The following is a 22160-nucleotide window of genomic DNA, read 5'->3' as shown; positions in this document are numbered from 1 at the left end:
CCTCCAAGTCGTGCAGGGCGCGGCACAACCTACAAGGAAACTTGATGGACCCCGTTCAAGAACGCGTCTTCTCGCACAGCCGTCCGCCCAATACGCCGTCGGATGGTGGGGGACGTGACGACTTTCAGATCGACTTTTCCCGATTGATGCGTGCCGCTCGGCGGCAGGCCCCGATTGTGGGGGTGTGTGCATTGATCGGAGCTGTTCTTGCGATTGCCGCGATCCTGGGGTCGGTACCGCGCTACACGGCAGTCGAGACGGTCTTGCTGGATGAAGAACGCGCAGACTTACTCAACCAGGTTTCCCCTTTGCCGAATGCGGTTCTGTCGGACTCTTCTATCGAAAGCGAAGTCGAAATCATCAAGTCGAAGGCGTTGGCGTACGATGTTGTCGACCGATTGGGACTCGATGCCGATGAAGATTTTCTGAACCCTCCTGTCGGTGCTACCGAGGAAGTCTTGGGTTTGGTGTCGTATCTTACCGAACCACTGGCTGAATTACTGTCTCCGCCAGAGCCCCAGCGAAACGAGAGGAGCACTCAGGCCGACGATGCGACCCAGGAAAATGATGCGTCCGACGTCATAGACCTAGACGTCACCCCCCGCGATCGTGCGGCTTCGATTCTACGGCAGAATCTTTCGGTATCCCGCGTGCGGCGCAGCTTTGTTATCGAGATAGGTTATAGTGGTTTTGACCCAGTGCGCAGTGCGCGTATCGCTCGTGCCTATGGACAGACTTATGAGCGTTTCCAGCTGGAAGTCGCCGGGCAGGTGGCCGGCAATGCCGCCGACTGGTTGCAGGAAAGGCTTGTTACCCTGGAGAAGCAAAGCCTCGAAGCAGGCTCAGCGGTACAACGGTTCAGAGCCGAAAATGGCTTGGTCGAGGTCCGCGGCAATCTTCTGACCGAACAGCAGCAATCTGAACTGGCCAGCGAACTGGTGGCCTCTGGCGCTGATACGGCAGGGGCACGGGCGCGATTGGACAGCCTGCAATCGTTGTTGGATCGGGCCGATGCAGGCGAACCCATTGTCGCTGTGCCTGATACTGGCGGGGCATCGGATTCGTTGGTCGAAGAATTGCGCCGAGAATACCTTGATGCCAGCATGCGCTACCGCCGCCTGGTCGACCGCTTCGGGGAAGATCACCCCCAGGCCGTTGAATTGGGGCAGAGCATAGATGAACTGCAATCCATCATTCGCAATGAATTGGAGCAAGTCACAGAAAGTGCGCGTATCGCCTATGAGGTCGCCCGTAGTCGCGAAGAGTCGCTCCGCTCGAACTTGCAAGCTGCCACAGACACCAGCGACGCCAATGTCGCCGTGCGGGGTCGTCTGCGCCAGCTAGAGGCTATCGCCGATACATACGCGAGCATCTATCGCGACTATCTCGAACGATACGAGGTGACTTCCCAACAACAGGGTTTTCCCATCGCGTCAGTCAAGGTGATCTCCCCGGCCGAGGTGCCGGATGGCGCGTCGAGCCCCCAGAAGAAATCGATGCTGATGTCTGGCCTGTTGTTGGGCGGTCTCATCGGCGTCATGATCGCCGCCGCACTCGAGTTGAGGCCGAAGCCTCTACGGTCGGCATCAGAGATCCGGCGGCAGCTCGATCTGGACTGTGCGGGACTGATCCCAGTGCAGTCGCACGGGTCGTCCGAAGCGGCGGAGCGCACGACACAACGAACGGTAGACCGTCTTGCGCGCAGTTGTGAGACGATGGGCGGGAACGAGGCTGGTACGATCGTGTCGCTCGTGCCGTTGGTCTCGTTCGATAGCAATGACAGTCAACTGCCGGCTCGATTGGCCGAGCGTCTGGCGCGCGGTATGGAGCGCGTGCTTCTGGTGGATCGGTCAGAGGCAGAGCTTACCAAAGTGCCGGGCGCGGGCCGAAACGGATACACCATGACAGGGATGGATGGTCTGTTGGATGATTATGCGACCACAGATCAGCCGAATGGGCGACCCTATGACGTCGAAGCCATCGTCGATCATTTGCGCGCCAATTTTGACTACGTTCTGATCGAGGCAGAACCCCTGAGCGGCGCAGTCGAGTACGGTCCGCTCTCCTCTGTGTACGACCTGGCTATTCTTCGGATTCCATGGGGCGCCATTCGTCCCGCTCTGGCGTCCGAGGCGATATCCGATCACCCGCAGTGCAAAGCCCGCCTGGCAACCAGCGTTCTGGAAGGGGCAAAGCTGCGCACGGCACGTAAGTACATGACGCCTGGAAGTTACGAAGAACGTGAGACTTATGCTTAGGGTCTTCTGTTTCCGCACTCTGGTTGTAGGCCTCGGGGTGCTACCCCTTCCTGTTGGCGCCCAAGAGGACACCAACACGGTACAGCTGGAACCGGGACAATCGATTGAAGTTCGGGTGGGGCGTTGGGATGCCGTTCAGGAGACTTATACGCAGTGGGAGAACCTTGGCGGAACCTACCCGATCGGGGCCGAGGGGCTTGTAACGCTACCCATGGCCGGAACGCTGGATAGCGCGGACCTTTCACCGGAAAGTTTTGCTCAGATCGTGGAATCCCGGATCGAAGGCAACATGGGGCTTCGCGACCAAATACGTGTCAGCGTCACCATCCTCAGTCACCCGCCGGTCTATGTGATCGGCGATGTGCGCGCGCCGGGGCAGCATCCGTTCCAACCTGGTATGACAGTGCTGCAAGCCATTGCGTTGGCGCAGGGAATAGACAACCCTGCCGCGGATCTGGTGCGTGGGGACAGATCTCTGTTGAACGCCGTTGGTTCCTATCGCGTCCTAGAGATTGAGCTTTCGGGCCGACTTGCGACACTCGCGCGGCTAAGCGCAGAGCTGAATGATCGCAGCATAGAGCCGCCGGAATCGCTGACCCGAACCTCCTTCGGGCAAGAGCTGATTGAGCGGGAAAAGCAGATCAAGAGTGTTCGCGACGAGTCTCTGCAGTCTAACCTAGAGCAGTTGGACGAGTTGGAAGCCCTTCTGGAAGAACGTATCGAACGGTTGGCGCAGCAGATCGACCTGCGTGAGCGCCAGCAAGAGATCGTCGACGAAGAGTTGGCGAATATCACCCAGCTTGCCGAACGTGGCTTGACGACGTCCAGCCGGCGAAGCGACTTAGAGCGCCAGGTCGCCGACCAGCAAGTCCGCAGGTTGGAGCTTGAAACTGCCCGGCTGAACGCCGAACAGAGCTTGAACGAGACGCAGCGCGATCGCTTGGACCTAATCAACACGCGTCGCCGGAACCTAGTCGAGAGTATCCAAAGCCAATCAGAGGCCATCAAGCGTATTCGGGTTCAGATGGAGACACAGGCCGCGCTTTACTCCGAGGCGTCCGACACAGGTTCTGGTTTGTTGACGGCTATTGGTGATGCGGAACCTCTGCTAGAGATCACACGCGGCGCTGGACCGGATATCGGCGTGATACAGGTTGGGCGAACCGACACGATCCGCGGCGGCGACGTGCTTGAAGTTACCCTTCCGACCATCTCTCTCGAACCCTCCACAACATTGCTGCAGCGCAGCGATACTTCTCTCGACAGCATGATGAATGAGGATGGTGAGTCCTTGTCTGGAAGCCAGTAAAAGCGCTTCGAACAGCGTCAGATATGTGCTTTGCCGGGGATAGCTCAGGAGTTCGTCATTCCAAGAGCAATGGGTTCTCATCCTGACCACGATCCGCGCGTATCTGCGTATCTTTTCGGCACATTTTCCGGCAGAGTATAATAATACAATATCATCAGTTATTTAGGTGATTTGATGTGCATCCAATAGAATACCGTATCGTATAAACCTTTTGTTGGAACGAATACAGGAGTCCGTTTGTTGTTGGACGTAAGAAACAAAATGCGAGACTCCACTCGGACGTGAATGTCTGCGTAGTTATTAAGAGGCCTGTAAACGTCTTACGATATCGGCGGATTGTCGCGTGTAGATTTAGGGACGTTTGCAAGTGCAGCAATCGTGTCTACGTTGTGAGCAAGCATCCGCATGCACAGGGGGCCGTCCCGTCGTCAGTGAACAGAGCTGAACGAGCGGCGATGGAAAAGTGCGATGCGCTTGGTGGAAATGAAATTCGGTCTGGGCTGATAGGCTTGGCGAGAATACGAAATGTGGGAACGACCGATGAAAAGATTGTTAAGTTCAGGGGCCGTGCCCGTTGAAGACCGAGCTGAGCATAGGATAATAGGGTTAGGCAAATCGACTGGCCGGAGGATCTACGGAAACGTACCTTCCCCTGTTGGGGGTGGTTTTAAGCGTCTGATAGATGTCACCGTATCTGTGACAATGCTGATCCTTCTGGCGCCCCTCATGCTGGGCCTTGCGGCCCTTGTCGCAGCCACCTCCTCTGGCGGTGCCCTCTATGGCCACACGCGTGTCGGCTACAACAACCGTCCGTTCTCCTGTATGAAATTTCGTACGATGGACGCGAACGGCGACCAGATCCTTATCGACCACCTTGCGCGAAATCCTCTTGCACGGATCGAGTGGGAGGAGACGCAAAAGCTCAAAGACGATCCGCGTGTTACTCGTGTAGGCGGCGTACTCCGCAAGCTTAGTCTTGATGAGCTGCCGCAACTTATCAACGTCGTCAAAGGCGAGATGAGCTTGGTGGGCCCGCGTCCTGTTAAGGCTGATGAGCTCCTGCGCTACGGTCGGTCGCAGCGTCACTATTTGAGTGCGCGCCCCGGCATTACTGGTCTGTGGCAGGTCAGTGGTCGCAATTCGACAAGTTACGGTCGCCGAGTTGCCTTTGACCGCAAGTATGTCACCAAGCGCAATGACCTGACCGATGTCATAATTTTGGCGCGTACCTTGCCTGCGGCGATGCGGTCTTCGGAGACGTCGTGACCTCGGATTGGGTCGGCGGTTCCGACGGCGGTGCGCCGCTCGTTTCGATCATCATGGCAAACTACTGTGGCGGACCTTTTCTAGCCGCAGCGGTTTGCTCAGTGTTTGCGCAGACCCATAGCCGCCTGGAGTTGGTTGTTGTCGATGACGCTTCGACCGACGATAGTGTCGCGATCCTGTCCCGGCTCGCAGCGACCGATGAACGTATCCGTGTCATCTTGAGGGACCGCAACGTCGGCGTTGCGTCTGCGCGTAACGCGGCACTTGATGCCTCTCGTGGCGATTGGATTGCCGTCGTCGATTCCGATGATGTTCTACACCCCCGCCGGATAGAACTGTTGTTGGCTGCCGCAGGTGAGGCTGGGACCGACATGATTGCCGATGATCTTGTTCCCTTCGGTGCGGCGGATGCTGGCGAAGAGACTCTCCTGCAAAGCCTCGGCATCGACAGCAATACAACCGTTAATGCGGCCGATCTTGTACGCAGTGATATAGGACCGCAGGGGATTGGTTCGTTGGGATATCTCAAGCCCCTTATCGCGCGCTCCAGGATCGAGGGTCTGCGGTACGATACGCGATTGTCAGTTGGAGAAGATTTCGATTTTTACCTGAGACTTCTACTGGCCGGTCCACCAATGCATGTTCTCCCATTGCCATTGTATTTGTATCGTAGGCATACGGCGTCACTGTCGCATCGTCTTTCGGAGGATGCTCTTGCTGCGATCATCGCGAGCAACGATGATCTTATCGCAAAAGCGGACGTAAGGGAGGTGTCGAAGGCGGCCGACAGGCGCGGGCAAGAACTGCGGCGGGCCCTGCGATACGAACGTCTGGTCAGTGCCATCAAGGCGCGGGCGTGGTTTGTTGCTGCCAAGGTGCTGATGCGTCACCCTCAGCTTTTTATGCCACTGTGTGAAAGCGTTTCGGACCGTCGTCGGCGAAAGCGTGCTATTGAAATCGCAGGCAACGGTGAGCGGGCGCGAACGGTGGTTTTGGGAACCCGATCGGCCTTGGATTTCATTGATGCTCCATCCGATGCAATCTTTATGCATACCGAACCGCTGTCGGTTTCTGCGGAAGACGCACCCGCCAAGCACAGAGTGTTGGCCAGCAAGCTGAATACTTGGTCGGCTCAGGGGCCACTACATCTGATCGCAGTTGGTTCAGAAAGCGTTGACGCCTTGGGTTTTGTTGCCACTTGGGACAGAGCCCAACTTTTGGATAATGGCGGAAAACAAGGCCGAATGGTTGCGCCTTTTGGTCAATCTTCAGTCGAGGGATCAAGCAGCAATCGGTAGCCGCATTCGGGCAGGGCCGCGCCCGCGTGCGCAGTGAAGCCCAGCTTGTCCCGAGCGATACCGCCGCTAATTGCCGAGAATCGGCTGGGATGTGCGGCGTAGCGGATGGCTGCGGCATTTCCTATTTCGCGGCGGAGGTCGAGGAATCGACGGTGTGCCCATCTCGCGCGCACTTCGTGTAGATGCTGTCGCATCGGCTTGAGGGCTGGCTTGGGAATGTCGGGGGCGTCCAAGTGCCGTGCCAGTGCTTCCGCGAATAGTCCAAGATCGTGCGTGCTGTGCTGTGCGGAGAGCGAGCCGGAGCGCACTACGGCGCCGTAGCCTGGCCGTAGGGTCGTTTTCATGCGCCCTCCGGCCAACATCATGCGCACATAAAGATCGTAGTCCTCTCCCAGGCGCATCGTTTCGTCATAGCGCAGCCCATGTGTGTTCAAGAAAGTCAGCGACATGACGGGCTTCAGGAAGCCCAGCTCTCCCCGTGCGGGCCCCTGATCCTTCAGGTTTCCTGTGACGAAGGATGATAGCTCGCAGGGCGTGAAATCGGGAGCGGTGGATGTCCAATCACGAGAGCACACAGTGTCGACTTGCTCAGGATTCGTAAAAATGATGTTATCTGCGATCAGCTCGCATTTGTGGGTGTCGCCGAGTAAGTGCAGACGATCCGGGAGGAAGAAGTCGTCCGAGTCCAGCACGGCAATGTGCGAGCCTCGTGCTTCGTCTATCCCGCGATTGCGAGCGGCGCCGGGACCGGCGTTGGCGGACTGTCTGAACAATCGCACGCGCGCATCGGAACGGGCCTCCTCCTCGACGAGCTTGGCAGTCGCGTCTGTAGAGGCGTCGTCGATCACCAAAACTTCCAATGTTCCGGGATCGCGGAGGGCCGATCGTATGGCCGTTTGGATTGTGGCTTCCGCATTGAAGGAGGCCACCAGAACGGAGACGCCGTTGGATCTGACGGTCATGCTCGGGCAGCCTTCCAGACCGCTTTAGTTGCAGCAGGTGTCAGTCTTTTTGCGTCGGCGGTCCGTTTACTGAGATGTCTCGGACGTTCGGAACTGGCTCTTTTGACAAGCCGCGAGACGTCGCGGTCAAGATGCCTACGAAGACGACGTACGCCATTTGAGTAACAAACCAAACGCAGATCGCAAATGCGGTGGTCTTCAAGGCGCCGAACTCTGCATAGATGCCCAAAGCGATTGCTGCGCCCGTTGTCGCCACGAGGGTCAGCAAGAATACCGCTAGTTTCATCAGCCACTCCAGGATCGGGCATACATGGTCGGGTCGGCTTGCGCCACAATTGTGGCAAAAGACGCCTATCGATTGGGCGTTTGTCGGGAGAAAAGAAGACTTTCTGGCAAATTCGGGTAGTTACACCCCTTAAGTAGTAGCTGATACTCGTCTGAGCAATATTAGTCACGAGTCGGCTCCTGGCGAAGTTGCATTTTTATCTCCGTAGATTTCCACGGTTCTTGCGCCCAGCAGAGCGGTGATCGTGCCGGCATGTAGTGAGCCGCGCAAAAGAGTTCGATTGCGGGACGCCTCTACGGGCGCGGTCAATAACACACCCGTCGCGCAATAGGTCAGTTTTGCCAGCGCACGCAGAACAGCGATGGGTCGCTGCGCCCAAGTGGTTTGTTTACGCAGAAGACTGCCATGCGTTTGACCCATGCGAAAGCGACGCCGCAACAGCCAGCCTAGACTTGCCCGAGAAGTCGGCACGTTCTCGTTCAATGCAGCGTTGGGCGCATAGCCTAGGCGCGCGCCATCGCGGCGAGCGGCCTCAAAAAAGGCGGTGTCTTCACCGCCTGAGAGACCCCGGTCCAAATCAAAGCGCCGGCCTTTGATCGACGGGGCGCGCAGATCCATTGCGATGTTGCAGCTATGACCGGCGATAGGGCGCCCGCTTTGATCCAATTCCGGCAGGGTGTCGTGAATGCGAAGCTTGGTCATCCATTCAGGCGCGTCGGGGGCATAGCTGGCATAGACTGGACCAACGACAGCTTCGGCGTCGTTGCGGGCAAGCCGCGACAGAAGGGCGCCTAGCCAATCCGGCGGAGCCAGTTCATCGTCGTCGATGAAGGCTAGGCGGCGGAAGTCCATAGTCTCGGCGCAGTCGAGGATCGCATTGCGCGCGATAGAGATATTGCCGCGTGGGGCGTGCAGGTAGATGACCGTATGCCGGGACTTTGCTGCGAAGGCCTCTACCAGATCGCGCGCGCTTGGGGTGTCATCATTGTCGGCGACGACTAAGGTGACGGGGACATCTTCCGGCAGCGTCTGCTGTTCCAGCGTATCCAGCGTGTCCTGCAGTCCAGGTCGGCGGAAAGTGCAGATGCCAACGGCCACAGGCCCCGGTGGGATCGGACCGTCGACGGGATCGGGGCGCGGAACGGGGTGGCTCGACCCAAGGAGGATCTGCCGCCAGAACCCGGCAGACCATGCCAAATGCATCGCGGCGGCGATGGGGCCAGCCGCGATCATCTTCGGGTCGCCTGATGACCGGGCCAGCGCCACGCCCCCGGCCAGACAGGCGAGGACCCATGCAAAAGCGGGGAGCAGGAAAATCGGGTGCAGCGGGGACAACAGAAGGAGTGCGACAGCGGGAGCGACGGCAATAACGATGCCCTGGCGGGCCTTCGGGCGCAGATGGTGCTTGCGCACCGTTCGTGCCCGACCGCGGCCGAAGTTCCAGTACTGTCGCAAAAGGGGCCGTATTCTTTTGCGCGGTAGGTAGTCGAGCCCGGTTCGCGTCGTCATCCAGATCCGATACCCGGCCTGTGCCAAGCGGATATCCAGTTCGGCGTCCTCGTTGTGAGAGAACGTCTCATCGTAGCCACCGACGCTGGCGAAGGCACTGAGGCGCATGAGGGCGTGATGGCCGTGATCTACCCAGCGACCCGTGCCACCTGTACGATGGGCAGCGCCACCATTGCCCAGCTTGGAGTTCTGCGCGGCGGCGATGATACTTTGCAGATTGCCTTCTCCGACAGCATGCATGGCGACGACAACGCTATCGGCGCCGGTCTCGCGGGCTTCGTCCAGTAGTTTTTCCACGTAGTCGGATGGGTAGGCGGCATGGGCATCGACCCGTAGGAGCCATTCCATGCCCGTGCCATGCTGCGCCACAGCCAGATTGATCGCAGCGCTTTGCAGCCGTTTGGGGTTGTCGATGACATGACATTCCAAATCATCATGCGCTGCGGCCCGTTCTTGGGCAACTTCCCGCGTCGCATCCTTCGACCCACCGTCGGCGATGACAAGGCGCGCGGGCGTGCCGGAACCGGCTAATTGCGTCAGAGCAGGGGCGAGGGAATCTATCACATCGCCGATATGGGCAGCCTCATTCAGTGTCGGGATGCAGACGAGCAAGCCGTTGGATTTATCCGGCACGGCGATGGGGGCAGGGGCGGCCGTCTCGAAGATGTCTTCGGCCAGCGCGCGGCATTCCTGCTCTTCCGTGATCCATGTACTGCGCGGAACCGCATCTTGCGCATGCCGCAGGTCGGCCAACTTCGTTGGGGTGATCCGCGTCAGAGCACTTTGGACTGCCGCGGTGGAGGCAGCATCCACTGTAACGCCGATCCCAAGCGCGCGCATCCGGTTCGCGACCTCTGTTCCGGCCAACCCGATCGGGGGGACTCCATTCAGACCGCTTTCGTACAGGCGATTGGGCAAAAGCCAGTCCGAGTTTCGTCCAGCGTCGTAGCGATCAACAAGCCAAGCCAAATCCACGCCACCATAGATTTCGGCCAAGTCGTCGGGATAGACGTAGGGGCCGGCGAATTGCAGATCGGGGTTGGCGTCGACGAGGTCGTGGAAATCGGGAAGTTCGTCCAGCGCAGGGCGACCGCGCAGGGTTACTGACATCTTGCCTGGGTTGGCTCGCGTCGCTTCGTCCAGCAGCCGCAATGACACCGCGCAGCGCAGGATGCCGAACCAGCCGATCCTGAGAGTGTCGGTCCGGTCCGGGCGCCGGGGCGGAGACGGCACTTCTCCGAAGACCTTATTCTCAACCAAGGTCGTCGGCCTGTCGAACTGGTTTCGGGGCTGGAAGTATTCGCGCAAGAAGGCGGGCGAAGAGACAAGCAACCGGTCCACGTCACGGCATAGCGACCGCTCGATCGTACGCAGACGGCGGCGGACCAGCCCTTCGCCAAGCATCAGGCGATGGATGTCGAGCACTTCATACGTCAGCGGCAGAGGTCGCCCTGCAGCAAGTCGCGCACGCAGCGGTACGGCGATCGCCAGCATCTCAAGATTGCGGGCCATGATAGCGTCGGGGCGGGGCAGGGCCAGAACGTCAGGATGCATCGAAAGCCGCTGGCCGAGAACGGAGCGCGCGCGCGATACCATCCTTGCGTTGGCTGTCTGCCCCAAGACGATCGCTGGCCCCGGCAAAGGACCATCGCCGCGGCGGAACCCTGCCAGGTCGACGGTAACGCCGGCCTGACGCAACATCGCGGTGCGCCGCCAGATCGCAACGTCGTCTAGATCATGAGAAAGATACAGTAATCGCCTCATGCCTATTCTCCGTCAGACGCCGGTATTCAGGGACACCTCCGCATGTAGGCTTGGCAGGCTTAGCGTCGACCGCTCGCGGGCCGCAGGTCTACTCTACAGACACGTCTTGCTTGCAGAGGACCGACTCCGAGAAGGCGCAATTTTGCCCTGCGGGTGTGTAGGCGATCCAATCTACTTCAAGCGAATGGGGTGCCGTGGCGGGGTCGAAGGTGCCCATCCAATCGGTCAGTTGATCAGTGGACCACAGGCTGAGGTATAGCTTTTGCCGTGCGTCGGGTAGGGTATTGGCGGTTGCTTCGCGTATCAATTCGCCATCGATGAACCAGCGGATGCGGTCAGGCTCCCAGACGAAGGAGTAAGTGCGGAAGGTCTGATCGTTTTGCATCGGATGCAGCTCTTCGTTGGTGCTGCTTTCTGCGGTGTGGAAATTCGTTTGGAGAACAGGCTCGTCGCGGGCGAGAAATTCGAAGTCGATCTCGTTGTGTGGTTTATCCTGCGGTGCGCCAATGAAGGTGAACATGTTGGCATTCATCCCTTCGGCATAGGGCACCTTCATGCGTACTTCGAACGTTCCGAAATCATGCCGCTTGTTGGTTTGAATCTCGGCACACCGCAGACCGGGACCATCGGAGGTTTTCTGCGCATTCTGCTCAGCACTCTTACCCTCTTCAGCCCCGCGTTCCATTCCCCACTCGTCTGGTGCGGAAGCGGTCAACGACAGGTTCAACCGACCGTCAGACACCGACACCTGATCTTTGCTCCACAAGCAGTTCTGGTGCGGGCCGTTCGTCCAGCCATCAGAGATGAACCAGCGATCCCGGTCCAGTGTTTCGAAGTCGTCGAAGAAGGCCTCTTGCGCCGAAGACGCCAACGGACAAACAAGAAAAGCAGTGGTTATAAGAGCTGTGGCCGTGCGGATCGACATAGAGGCATCCTTGCTTGTTCGTCGAAGGTCTCATGGGCAAACTATGCGTAGAAGACCCTAACTCAATTCGTGTGCGTGCATATGGCCAAACTCCGTTTGGCGGGACGATTCGATCTCGAGGCTCGCGCGCTTGATCCAATACGCTGACCACATCACAAGCCCGATGAACTTCAAGGAATCCTCTATCACCGCCTGCGTCTGAGAAAACTCGGCGACCATGTCGTAAACGACAGAGGCTGCAAGGAACGCGATGGCAATGTGAAGCCCGAAATGAGCACTGCCGAGCAACTTTGTTCGGAATGCTACGCCAATCAGACCCGCAAAACCGCCATAAATCGCGTAGGTGACCAGTTCAGATACGCCAAGGCGCGGCAGGATATCCTCGTGCAGCATGAAGAAATCGTCGACGGCAATCAACAGACTAAAGGTCCCCGCGGCTCTCAGCAGGCCTCGCGCCGATGCGCTGAAGTTCGAAGCGAAGATGCAAATAACACCCGAGCCCGCCAGCGCGAAGACGCCAAGGTGCGATATCATCCCGGCGAGCGGCGTAAAACCGAAGCTGGCCGCGGGGTCTCGAAAATATACTGCTATCGAGACACCATTCAGCGCCACAACAACACCGCAGACCGAAAGCGCAACTCCGGCACCCGCCAGAAGAACAGCACCAATTTGAGGCGTGGTTACGATCGGCACTTCGCGTGATATCATCATGATAGCTCCCGCATACTAGATGAAAATTTGTACAGGGTTATTTTGTAAAACGCGCAGAAGGCGAAGTAGGTCCATCTACTGTGGATAACACGTGCGGCTGAGCGACAAACAATCGAAAAATACTTTTGATTTGCCAGGAGTGGTGTGCGCCCTCTCCGGTGCGTCTTTTCAATCATCACGTATAAGTTGTGTCGCATCTTTGCGGAAAATTTCGCTAGACTCGTAGCGGCCAATCAAGAAGAACACGCTACTTCTCAAGGCACGGCAAGAGACTGTCGCAATCGGTTTCTCGGTAAAGACGGCGGGCAAGAATATTCTAGGAATAAGTGGACAACTGGCGCGCGGTGCGACGTGGATCGCGGCATCACGGGTTGTGATCAGCCTGATCGGATTTGCGAACACGTTGTTGCTTGCCCGGTTGCTCGTCCCCGAAGACTTCGGCCTTGTGGCTATCGCTCTATCGATCTCTGCGATCGTCACGTCCATGACGGAATTGTCGCTTGCCCAAGCGTTGGTCCAGCACAAGAACCCGACTGATACCCATTACAACACTGCCTTCACGCTCAATTTCCTGCGCGCGGCCTGCGTCGCCGTTGTGCTGGTGATTGCGGGTATTCCTGCAGCCGCTTTGTACGGCGATCCGCGCTTGTTCGAAATCTTCATCGCCTTGGGGCTTTCCACCCTGGTGATCGGGGCGATCAATCCACGACTGGCGAAGATGTCACGCGATCTGGTCTTCTGGCAGGATTTTGCGACGCGTTCGGCCGACAAGTTGGCCGCTTTCATCGTCGCGGTGGTCGTAGCGTTGATCTGGCAAAGCTACTGGGCCCTGATCCTTGGCATTATCGCGGGACAGGCGACCTCGCTGGTGCTGTCCTACGTCATCCAGCCGTACAGGCCCCGATGGGATACATCGAAGTGGCGCGACTTGATGTCATTTTCAATCTGGGTTGGCTTGGGGCAGGCGGTCAATACCATCAATTACCGTTTCGACCAGTTGGCTCTTGGCTACTTTTTGGGAAATACTCTGCTTGGCTACTACTCCGTCGGGGATCGGCTAGCAAACCTGCCGACGCGTGAGGCGACGCAGCCCATTTCACAGGCGGTCTTTCCCGGCTTCGCCAAGCTCGCCGACGACAAGGAACGTCTCACCCGCGCGTATCAACGGGCGCAATCGCTCCTTACGCTGTTGGCACTTCCCCTTGGGGTGGGGCTTGCCGTTGCGGCTGAACCGTTGGTTCTTTTGGCGTTGGGGGAGCAATGGCAGCAAGCCGCCCTGGTGATTCAATTCCTGGCCAGTATCTTTGCGATACAAACCATCGCCAGAATGGTGCAACCGCTCGCGATGGGGACGGGGCGTTCGAAGGTTCTGTTCAACCGCAGCCTTATTAACCTGTGTATTCGCGTGCCGCTTACGTTGCTCGGTCTGCTGGCAGGCGGTTTCGTCGGCCTATTGATAGGCCGTTCGATTGCGGCGATCATTAGTATTGGCGTGAATCTGTATTTGGTGCGGCAGATCCTGGATCTGAGCGTTACAGAGCAGATCCGGATCAACTGGCGTTCGCTTGCCGGGGCCGCGATCATGGCGACGGTTGTCTATCTGGTTGGGGTGCAGATGGGCGATGGCGACATGGGGCTTCAGGCCCTGAAGGCTGCAGCCATGATTGCGGCGGGTGTCGTGACCTATCCGACCGCCGTTCTTCTTCTCTGGCTTGCCGCAGGTCGTCCTGCCGGACCGGAGCGGGAACTGATGGGCCCCGCGAAGAGGCTGATCCACCGCGTGACCGGTCGGGAGCGAACTTAGGTCTCTACCAGTCCCAGCGTTCCCCCAGTAGATCGAACAGACGTGCGTTGTGGGGCGCATAGTGGCTTCGCAAACAATCCAAGGCCTCTTTCGTGTCGTCCGTCATCTCGACCTTCGGTGTCACCCAGTGACGTTGTTTTCCCATGTCGGCGACCGCTGCATCGGTAAAACCATCAACGCCTAGAAAGCGGCAGATGCGTTGCAGGAAACCGCCCAAGTCGCGGCTCATCTCGGTGTAGTTCACGACCAGGATGTCGGACCTGCAGAACTGCTGATGATAGGCCTCCAGCTGTTCTGCATAGTGGCCTGCCCGGACGTAGTGGAAGTGCTTTTCCTGCTGATAGGTGTCAGAAGACAGTTCATCGTTGATTGCACAAGCGAAGCTTCGGCTGTCCGCCTTGAACGCCAGGTCGGGTTTGCTTTCCGCAAAGTGATGCCACATGCGCCACGCAGAGTATGCTCTCTCGACCGGCTCTCGGAGCACTGCGATCATACGGACCGGGCCCAGATCCCGCCTGATCCGCGTCGGCACCACGTCGTGCATTAGGTAGTCAGGCGTTGCTTCGAACAACAGCGCACCGTCGCGGCGGAACTTGTAAGGAAAGTGCGACAGATACCAGGCCAGATTGCTGCGATCATAGTAGAAGTTGAAGTAATGCAGCTCCTTCCGCCCGGCGGCCGGTCTTAGCTTGGGGTGGTGCGCCAGATAACTGTGCAGCGATGTCGTTCCGGCTTTCTGTGCTCCGATGATCAGAAAGTCAGGTTTTGCGCGCAAAGCGGCAGTTGCGAGAATTTTCGCACGTTCGGTAAGGTTGATCATTTCGAGACCTCACAACTCTAGGAGTGGGAACTCGTTACTGATACTCAACCATAGCGCGACTCGGTAGGATCATCTTACATCACTTTCAAACGATCCAAATGAAACTCTGCGAAGTGAGCGAACATCAGCTAGACGCTACGAGAGAGCCTATTTCGGCCATAGCTCTGCCGAATGCTTCGACCAAGCTCCGTGTGTTATCTGCCTGTTTTTCCAGAACAAAGCGTGATGTCTCTGGCGCCGGGGCGAAATCACCTTCGCGAAATGGCCGGAGAAGGCGGCTGCGGCAGGGTAAGCACACCGATCTCGCCAGACGACATGAAAGGACTCGAGTGCCCAAAACTAGGGATGGATCGAACGACGTCCCGTACGAACAGAACAACTGTTGGCATTCCCTGCTTCGGCATTCTTTTAGTCTGGCGGTGTCAGAGCGTCGCCGACAAACATCTGCGATGCTCCGATACGTGCCGTCTGCATTTGTGCGCACATAGGCCTGCCAAGCGCCAAGATCGCGTCTCAACACACAGAACATTACCCGTTGACCGGTTGAGAAGTAGCCAAGGACGGCGAACGCGGGATCAATAAAGGGAAATATGTCGGGGTGCAGGCAAGTGCTGGCGGCCCTCGAATATCCGCTATGCAGAAGCGGAGTTCTCGCGGTCGCGGATCGGTCTTTCGTCTATCTACCTGTCAGCCCAAAGACTTTCGGGAAGCCGAGTCCGCAGCCGGGCAAGGGTGGGGAATACCTTCTGCCGTATGCTCGGTGGCAGACCGGAGAAGGCAAGCCAGGCATAAAGGCGTGGAGACGCAGGCTTGCGACGGATTGCCTTGAGCAAATGCACGATGGCATCTTTCTGGTGCCCGCCCTTCATCTCAAGGTGGCGACGTGCGTTGTCCAGATGCGTGCGATGAAGCGTACCGGCGCGTAGCAGCTCGTCTCCGTAGCGATCGATCAGCATGCGCCGGGCAACCATGTTCGCCGCGAAATCGCGTGAGCGCTTGTCGTCGTCAGGTAGGTCGGCCGGGGCTTCGTCGTGGTAGATCATCAGCGGCTGCGGCAGGGGCAATATCTCATAGAAGCGCGCGATGCGGATCCACATGTCCCAATCCTCGATCGCTGGCAGGCCCTGGTCAAAGCCGCCGGTCGTATCGATCACGTCGCGGCGGATCATGACGCTGCTCGTGCCATAGTGAACGATGTTTCTATGCAGGATTTCGGCCCACACATTTCGCGATGGCACAGGCCGGAATTCAGTATCCGTGCCGTCCGAGCCCTTTTCGATCAGGCCTGTATGGGACATCCCAACGCGCGGAGAGGCGGCATCCATTGCCGCGACCTGCTCCGATAACTTACCCGGCAGCCATTCATCATCAGAATCCAGAAACGCGATCAAAGGCGCGCGCGCTTCGACGATGCCTCGGTTGCGTGCTGCAGCGACTCCCTGGTTACGGCTTTGACGAATACAGCGCAGCCGCGGGTCGTCGTAGCTTTCGATAACTGGAGCAAGGTTTTCAGTCGAGGCATCGTCGATCACCAGTACTTCGAAGTCCGCGAAATCCTGCGACAGGACTGTATCAATCGCGCGCTTCAATAGCGCCGCGCGGTTGTAGGCGGGAATGACCACCGTGACGCGCGGTCCGTTGGCTGGTGTCGCTTCCAGACCGGCGACGACGGGCGGCGCTTCGTCTTCGGTGATGATCAAAGGAGCAGTCGTGTTCACTCGCGCGCGTCGCCGGTCACGGTCTGCCCGCTTGCGGCGCAACGCCAGCGCAGGCGTGCCCCTGTGTTGGCGATCCTTCTCGGCAGCTTGCGCAGCCAGTTCATCGAACCCCACGGCAGCGGCATCGCCTGCAATGTTTCCGTAAGCTTCGGCAAGGGCAGGACGCGCTCCGTCGGGAAAGCCCACCGGCTCCAATATCGCCGAAAGCCCGTCGAGCACGCGCAACCGAGAGGCCAAGCCTTCTTTCGTGAACCGTCGTCCACTTAAAGACACGGCTCCGTTCGGGAGCCGTCGGTAGTAAGATGTGCCGATAGGCGTGTGGACCAGGTCAGTACCGCCGGCCAACGCACGCATCATCAAGTCGCCGTCGTTGTTGACCAATATCTCGGGATCCCAACCACCACAGGCTTCGTATGCAGCGCGAGACCACAGGACAGAACAGGGCGGATGATACCACCCGGTAAGCCAGGCGGCCAAAGCGCTTTGACCGGGGCGGCGCGGCGCGCAAGAAGCAGGACGTGCCTGCCAAGTGGCACCGATCTGCTCGTATCGCATCCAATCGCAGCAGGTGATGGCCTCGGTGTTCTTGGCCAGTTTGTCCGATAGTGCAGCCATGACGCCGATCCCCAACAAATCGTCGGCATCCATGAACATGATCGCATCCCCGGTTGCCTGTGCAACACCGGCGACGCGGGCCGCTGCGGCCCCACCATAATGCCCTCGTATAACCGAGATCCGCGTGTCGAAGCGTTCCGCGATATCGGCGCTGTCATCCTTCGAGCCATCATCGACCACGATAACCTCGTCCGGCGGACGGTCTTGATGCAAGACAGATCGCAAAGTCTGAGGCAGGAAGGCCGCGCCATTGTGAACCGGGATGATGACCGAGATACGCATGACTTAACCCGCCATCGCTTTCAGAACGGCATCAATGTTCGCCGTATCAACCTTCAGGTCTCTGTCAAGTCGATGAACGTCTGCGCTGCCCGCGAAGGCACCGTCGACTTTCCAGTAATCCAGCCCCATGGCTACGGCGATCGCATAAAAGTTGGGGTTTGGGTAACTTGGCTCTGCGATTTCCACGACCTGCGTGCCAGGTGCGCAAAAGATCATGTTGGTCAGCCCTGCGCCGTGCGGAGCCATGAGCACGCTGGTCTCGCCCATCAGCTGCACCTGCTGATCGAAGCTCAGATCCTCCATTGCAACCAGTTCGAACCCGGCGGCTTGCAACATCGGCACCAACTCGGCCTCGTTTTCCAAACGCCGGATGTCAGCAGCCGCACGACTGATGAAGACACGCCGCCATGGGGCGCGATCAGGCGTATGTCTCATCATGTCGCGCACGGGGCGCAACAATTCCGGGCGAAAGCGGTCTGTTTCCAAAAGCGTCAGTCGGTCGACCTCAATGACGCCGCCCGCGCCATGGGTCTCGAAAGCATTTGGATCGAAACCAAGGATGCGCAGTGATGCGTCGATGAAAGCCGGACGCTTTTCGGGCAGCAAGAGCCCATCCATCTCGTTGCGCTGCGCCAGAAGGCAAAGCTTAGGCAGATGGGCGCTAAGCCAGTGGGAGTAGTTGTTGTAGACCCGTTCGGTGAACCAGGTCGCGCGGTCCAGGTGGCGCGGCTTGCCGACGGTACGCAACATCTCACCGTGGCCGGGACGAAAACGCATTTCCCGGATTTCGAATGCCTTGTCGCGATGGTTTATGATGGTCGGCCAAAAGCGGTTGCGCGGCTGATCGGTGAACGAAACGACACGCGCGTCTGGAACAGTCGCAATCAGTGTCTCGCCACTGTCGCGCGACAGCACATCGCGCTGAGAATAGCCGAACCAGTCCGGATCGTCGGACAGCTTTAGGGGGGTGTCGATGTTTACGGGCAAGGGGTTCGAGGCGCGCGCATGCGTATGAACGACGGTCAGATCACCCTGTCCGCCGCTGGTGAAATAGTCGCGCAAGGTCTCCTCTCGCACCCAACGCCAGCCGAACATCTTCGGGGGCAGGCCATTCCTGACACCTTGTTCGCATAGACCAATGGCCTTGCGACGCGCCGTGTCCGTGAACTTGTTCAGCATTCCCGTTTGGCCTTTTCCTATTGTCGTGATGATTCAAGCGAATGATCACGGTCTCGTTGTTGAAGCGATCGCGATGCTTATCTGTTCCTTGCAAGTTCTTCGACCCAACCGACAAGCTCGGCGTTCTGACGGTCTGCGTGGAATTCGGTCTCGATGGTGCGGCGCGCCGCGTTTGTCATCGATGTAAGTGCGACCCTGTCTTCGAACACCCGCCGCAGACTGCGCTCAAGGTCGCTGACGTCGTTCTCATCAGCCAAAAGCCCGGTCTCTCCATCTCGAACCAGTTCTGGGATACCGGAATGGCGAGTTGAGACGACAATAAGCCCGGCTGACATCGCTTCCATCAGAACAATGGGAATACCTTCCTGATCGCCGGTCGAGGCAGTTCGGCTGGGAAGCAGGAAGCTGTCAGCCTTTGCCATCGCTTCCCTTACGCTGGCATGGGGTTGTGCGCCACGAAAGCGAACCAGTTCCGAAAGGTTCAGATCACGCGTCAAAGCTTCCAATGTGTCGCGCAGATCACCGTCGCCTATGATATCATATCGCCAATGCAAATCGGGCTGATCAACGCGCAACTGGCCAAGGGCGCGCAGGGCCACGTCGATGCCCTTCTTTTCGGTCAAGCGCCCGACGGAGAGGAAGCGTATTGGCGCGGACCAATCCTTGTCGCGGAATGGAATTGTCTCTGGCCGTATGCCGAGGTGATGCACCCGGGTTCGATCCTGCGGTGCGCCAGCCCCGATCAGGGTCTCGCGGAAGGGGTGATTGACGGTCAGAAGAAGGCCGGGGTGCGTAAACAGCGGATGATATTGATCCAGAGTGCCATCCTGGGCCGCCATACTTACGTCGAAGCCGTGAAACACCGTTATAATCGGCGGAAATCCTGACATGCGGTGGCCAGTGCGTGCGACGCGAACACCGTTCATTCCGAAATGGCAGATCACCGCGTCGACACCCATCAGCCTGCGTCCGAATGCGCGATCCAACCCGGTCACGCCTCGATCCGCCCAGCGAGACGGCAAGCGCCGCACCTGAGGCTCCGCCCGGCTGGCAGCGCTCCAGCGACGGACCACGTTCAAGTGGTGGGTCTCTTCAGTAGCTGGCGCGACATGGTCGGCGACAACCGTGACTTGGACTCCGGACTGCCTTAATTCCTCGATCTGGCTAAGAATGAAGGTTTCGGACAGTTTAGGGAAGGTGTCCGTTACGACGCAGACACTCAGGGGACGGGACGGCTGCAAGAGGAAAGGTTCCGATCATCGGTTCTGGTGTACCTAAAGCATTTCTGCGCCTGCATTGTTCCTGGCGCCGAAGGAATCCGCCAGCGACCGCCCTTGATCAAAGCCGCGTGGTCGCTAGCTAGCGGTCGATCAATCGACGTTTCCTCGGGCGTTCCATAAAATGAATGGGACGGACAAGGGCCTTTGATTTCCCGCGACGGATTGGATCGAACATTGCCCCATAATGAACAAACCGGCCATGCCGGAATATCGGTCATCCTCGCAACGTATGAGCGTTCGGGTTTCATTGCCGCTGCGATCCAGTCGATCCTGGATCAGACGCAAGAGTTGCGCGAAATTATCGTAGTCGATGACGGATCGAAGGATGAGACCGCAGATGTCGTCGCCACCTTCGGTGATCGCGTCACTTACCTGCGCCAGGAAAATGCGGGCAAACTGGCCGCCATAGCCCGAGGTCTGGATCATGCCACCGGGGATTTCGTCTGGATCATGGACGACGACGATCTGGCCACGCCGGACGCCATGGAAGCCTTGCTTGAGCCGCTAGCCGCCGACCCCCGCTGCGTGATGAGCTACGGGCGCATGTCGCGGTTCGAGGATGGCGAAGAGGATACCGGTTCTGATTCCGACGTGCCCTATCCGCCGCCAGATGATCGGTCTTTCCTCGTCAGGCTGATGGAAGATTGCTTCATTACCGGCCACCCATGCGTTCTCGTCCGACGCGCTGCCCTCGAGGACATGCGCCCGTTTCGTCGAGACATATTGGCGTCGGTGGACTACTACCTTCACCTTGGTGTGGCGACGCAAGGAAAAACGGTTTTCGTTGATCGCCTTGTTCTTCGTCAGCGACAGCACCGCGGCAGCCGCGGCCCCAGTGCCCTTCGCTACGGCGAGAACGACCGCAACGCCCGTTGGATCATGCATGACAAGATGCTGATCGGGCCCTTGCTGCAAAGTCTGCCCTTGGGCGCTTATATCTATCATAGCGGAGATGCGCGCTACGGCTCACCTCTGACGGACCCAAGCGAAAAGCGGCGCGCTCTTTTTCAGAAGGCCACCATCGCCGCCCGCAAGAAGCTGTGGCCGGTGGCCTTGGACGCGCTGGACGAGGGCGCTGCCTTGATGCCGAGTACTTCCCTGACAGCAGAGGAGAGACGCATCATATCCAAGGCGCTGGGGTGTCGCTATGGCATCGACGAGGTTCACGACGACCCCGATCTGGTCCGTCGCCTACGCGGCATCGCGCAGCATCGTGACGATCCGTCCGACCTTCTGGTGCCGTTATCTCGCCCGCTGCTACATGAGCTGAAGATCGCACGTCGCGAAAAGGATGGCCTTCGTGCCCGGAAGGCGCTGGCGACGTGGAAGACCCTGATGCCGTGGCGATCTAGCGTCGCTGCCCTACGCGAAATCTTTGACCGCAACGCAAAGCGCCTAGCCCGACACTAGAATAGCCAAAAGCTCCAGCTATAAGCGATCCAATTTTCAGAGGGCAGACCACAGCCTCGTTGGCATGGAAGCCTGCGCCGGAGCCCATCACTGGGCGCGGTCGCCGACAGCTTTGGGTCATGAGGTTCGGCTCATGCCACCAGCCTATGCCGCCCTTATGTAAGCGAGGCAAGACGAACGGTGGAGGGGACCGTGGCGCCAGTGGCGCCGAGTAAGTCCCGAAATGATGCCGAAGCGATCTGCGAAACGGTGACGCGCTCGCGCTCGGGTCAAAGCTGGTCCGCGCCAGCGGATTGAATGATCCGGGAGATCATTTGAAGGCGCAGAACGCGCTTCGTGCCAGTGAAGTTGGCAGAACGGCAGGCGGCCCCACTCGATCACGTCGCGCCGGAGGTGCGCCTTTGGCGCAACGCGCGACACTTCCTGGTCCGCCAGCGGACGCAGATCGTAAACGCGATCCGCGCACACCTGGCAGAGTTCGGGGTAGTCGTTGCAAATGGCATCCACGACGTCGATAGCCTTCTCGACGCCGCATGCGACATGCCCGATGCAGCGCGCCCAGCACTGGACATGCTGTCCGATCAGCTGCGCGACACACGAGACCAGCCCGCCGGTATTGCACCGGCAGGCCCAGAGACGGTGAAGCGCAGCAGGAGTTCCCTCTCGGGACCTTGGCTCACGCAAGACCCTGCCGGGCAGTGGATGGCACAGAGACGGTAAAATAGCGGACGTTCGGCCCGATCTTCGGACCGATGGCAGATCGG

Annotated in this window: 16 protein-coding genes; 7 read left to right on the top strand and 9 right to left on the bottom strand. The window is 58.7% G+C overall.

What is annotated here, in order from left to right; genetic code table 11:
- Positions 1 to 44 precede the first annotated feature (44 nt).
- The 4 genes from FIU81_RS16560 (at position 45) to FIU81_RS16545 (ending at position 6131) form a co-directional block, all read left to right on the top strand.
- Positions 45 to 2258: a GumC family protein gene (locus tag FIU81_RS16560; RefSeq protein ID WP_124113342.1), complete on the top strand. Its 2214-nt coding sequence runs from the start codon at positions 45 to 47 to the stop codon at positions 2256 to 2258.
- Positions 2259 to 2469: 211 nt separating this feature from the next.
- Complete coding sequence (locus FIU81_RS16555; RefSeq protein WP_124113340.1) at positions 2470 to 3567, top strand: hypothetical protein; 1098 nt, start codon at positions 2470 to 2472, stop codon at positions 3565 to 3567.
- Positions 3568 to 4269: 702 nt separating this feature from the next.
- Positions 4270 to 4833 carry a sugar transferase gene (locus tag FIU81_RS16550; protein WP_254696072.1) on the top strand — a complete coding sequence of 188 codons (564 nt, stop codon included), beginning with the start codon at positions 4270 to 4272 and terminating at the stop codon, positions 4831 to 4833.
- A complete protein-coding gene (locus tag FIU81_RS16545) occupies positions 4830 to 6131 on the top strand; it encodes a glycosyltransferase family 2 protein (protein ID WP_124113336.1) in 1302 nt (433 codons plus the stop codon). The genes FIU81_RS16550 and FIU81_RS16545 overlap by 4 nt, the downstream gene beginning before the upstream one ends.
- On the opposite strand, the gene FIU81_RS16540 is transcribed toward FIU81_RS16545, so the two are convergent.
- From FIU81_RS16540 to FIU81_RS16520, 5 genes are all read right to left on the bottom strand, one after another.
- Positions 6095 to 7093, bottom strand: a complete 999-nt coding sequence (locus FIU81_RS16540; RefSeq protein WP_124113333.1) for a glycosyltransferase family 2 protein — start codon at positions 7091 to 7093, stop codon at positions 6095 to 6097. The two genes, FIU81_RS16545 and FIU81_RS16540, sit on opposite strands and share 37 nt — an antisense overlap.
- Before the next feature lie 40 nt (positions 7094 to 7133).
- Positions 7134 to 7379: a hypothetical protein gene (locus FIU81_RS16535; protein ID WP_124113331.1), complete on the bottom strand. Its 246-nt coding sequence runs from the start codon at positions 7377 to 7379 to the stop codon at positions 7134 to 7136.
- Between the two features lie 165 nt (positions 7380 to 7544).
- Positions 7545 to 10652 (bottom strand): glycosyltransferase, encoded by a 3108-nt coding sequence (locus tag FIU81_RS17105; RefSeq protein ID WP_124113329.1) that lies wholly within the window; start codon positions 10650 to 10652, stop codon positions 7545 to 7547.
- A gap of 88 nt (positions 10653 to 10740) precedes the next feature.
- Positions 10741 to 11577: a family 16 glycosylhydrolase gene (locus tag FIU81_RS16525; RefSeq protein ID WP_124113327.1), complete on the bottom strand. Its 837-nt coding sequence runs from the start codon at positions 11575 to 11577 to the stop codon at positions 10741 to 10743.
- A gap of 57 nt (positions 11578 to 11634) precedes the next feature.
- Positions 11635 to 12288: a hypothetical protein gene (locus FIU81_RS16520; protein WP_124113325.1), complete on the bottom strand. Its 654-nt coding sequence runs from the start codon at positions 12286 to 12288 to the stop codon at positions 11635 to 11637.
- A gap of 373 nt (positions 12289 to 12661) precedes the next feature.
- Between FIU81_RS16520 and FIU81_RS16515 the strand changes: the two genes are divergently transcribed.
- Positions 12662 to 14092 (top strand): lipopolysaccharide biosynthesis protein, encoded by a 1431-nt coding sequence (locus FIU81_RS16515; protein WP_124113324.1) that lies wholly within the window; start codon positions 12662 to 12664, stop codon positions 14090 to 14092.
- A gap of 4 nt (positions 14093 to 14096) precedes the next feature.
- On the opposite strand, the gene FIU81_RS16510 is transcribed toward FIU81_RS16515, so the two are convergent.
- The 4 genes from FIU81_RS16510 to FIU81_RS16495 form a co-directional block, all read right to left on the bottom strand.
- Entirely contained in the window at positions 14097 to 14912 is an 816-nt protein-coding gene (locus FIU81_RS16510) for a sulfotransferase domain-containing protein (protein WP_124113322.1), read from the bottom strand.
- A gap of 680 nt (positions 14913 to 15592) precedes the next feature.
- Entirely contained in the window at positions 15593 to 17527 is a 1935-nt protein-coding gene (locus tag FIU81_RS16505) for a glycosyltransferase family 2 protein (protein ID WP_124113320.1), read from the bottom strand.
- A gap of 3 nt (positions 17528 to 17530) precedes the next feature.
- Entirely contained in the window at positions 17531 to 18706 is a 1176-nt protein-coding gene (locus tag FIU81_RS16500; RefSeq protein WP_124113318.1) for a glycosyltransferase family 61 protein, read from the bottom strand.
- Between the two features lie 77 nt (positions 18707 to 18783).
- Entirely contained in the window at positions 18784 to 19947 is a 1164-nt protein-coding gene (locus FIU81_RS16495; protein WP_124113316.1) for a glycosyltransferase, read from the bottom strand.
- Positions 19948 to 20160: 213 nt separating this feature from the next.
- Between FIU81_RS16495 and FIU81_RS16490 the strand changes: the two genes are divergently transcribed.
- Both FIU81_RS16490 and FIU81_RS16485 read left to right on the top strand, forming a co-directional pair.
- Positions 20161 to 21396 (top strand): glycosyltransferase family 2 protein, encoded by a 1236-nt coding sequence (locus tag FIU81_RS16490; protein WP_172971520.1) that lies wholly within the window; start codon positions 20161 to 20163, stop codon positions 21394 to 21396.
- 336 nt (positions 21397 to 21732) lie between these two features.
- Entirely contained in the window at positions 21733 to 22116 is a 384-nt protein-coding gene (locus FIU81_RS16485) for a hypothetical protein (protein WP_124113312.1), read from the top strand.
- The last annotated feature ends 44 nt before the right edge of the window (positions 22117 to 22160 follow it).

Origin of the sequence: Palleronia sp. THAF1 (genome assembly GCF_009363795.1) — a bacterium.
In the GTDB taxonomy this organism is placed as follows: domain Bacteria; phylum Pseudomonadota; class Alphaproteobacteria; order Rhodobacterales; family Rhodobacteraceae; genus Palleronia.
Note: the sequence above shows the minus strand (reverse complement) of the source record. Positions and strands in the feature narration are given on the sequence as shown.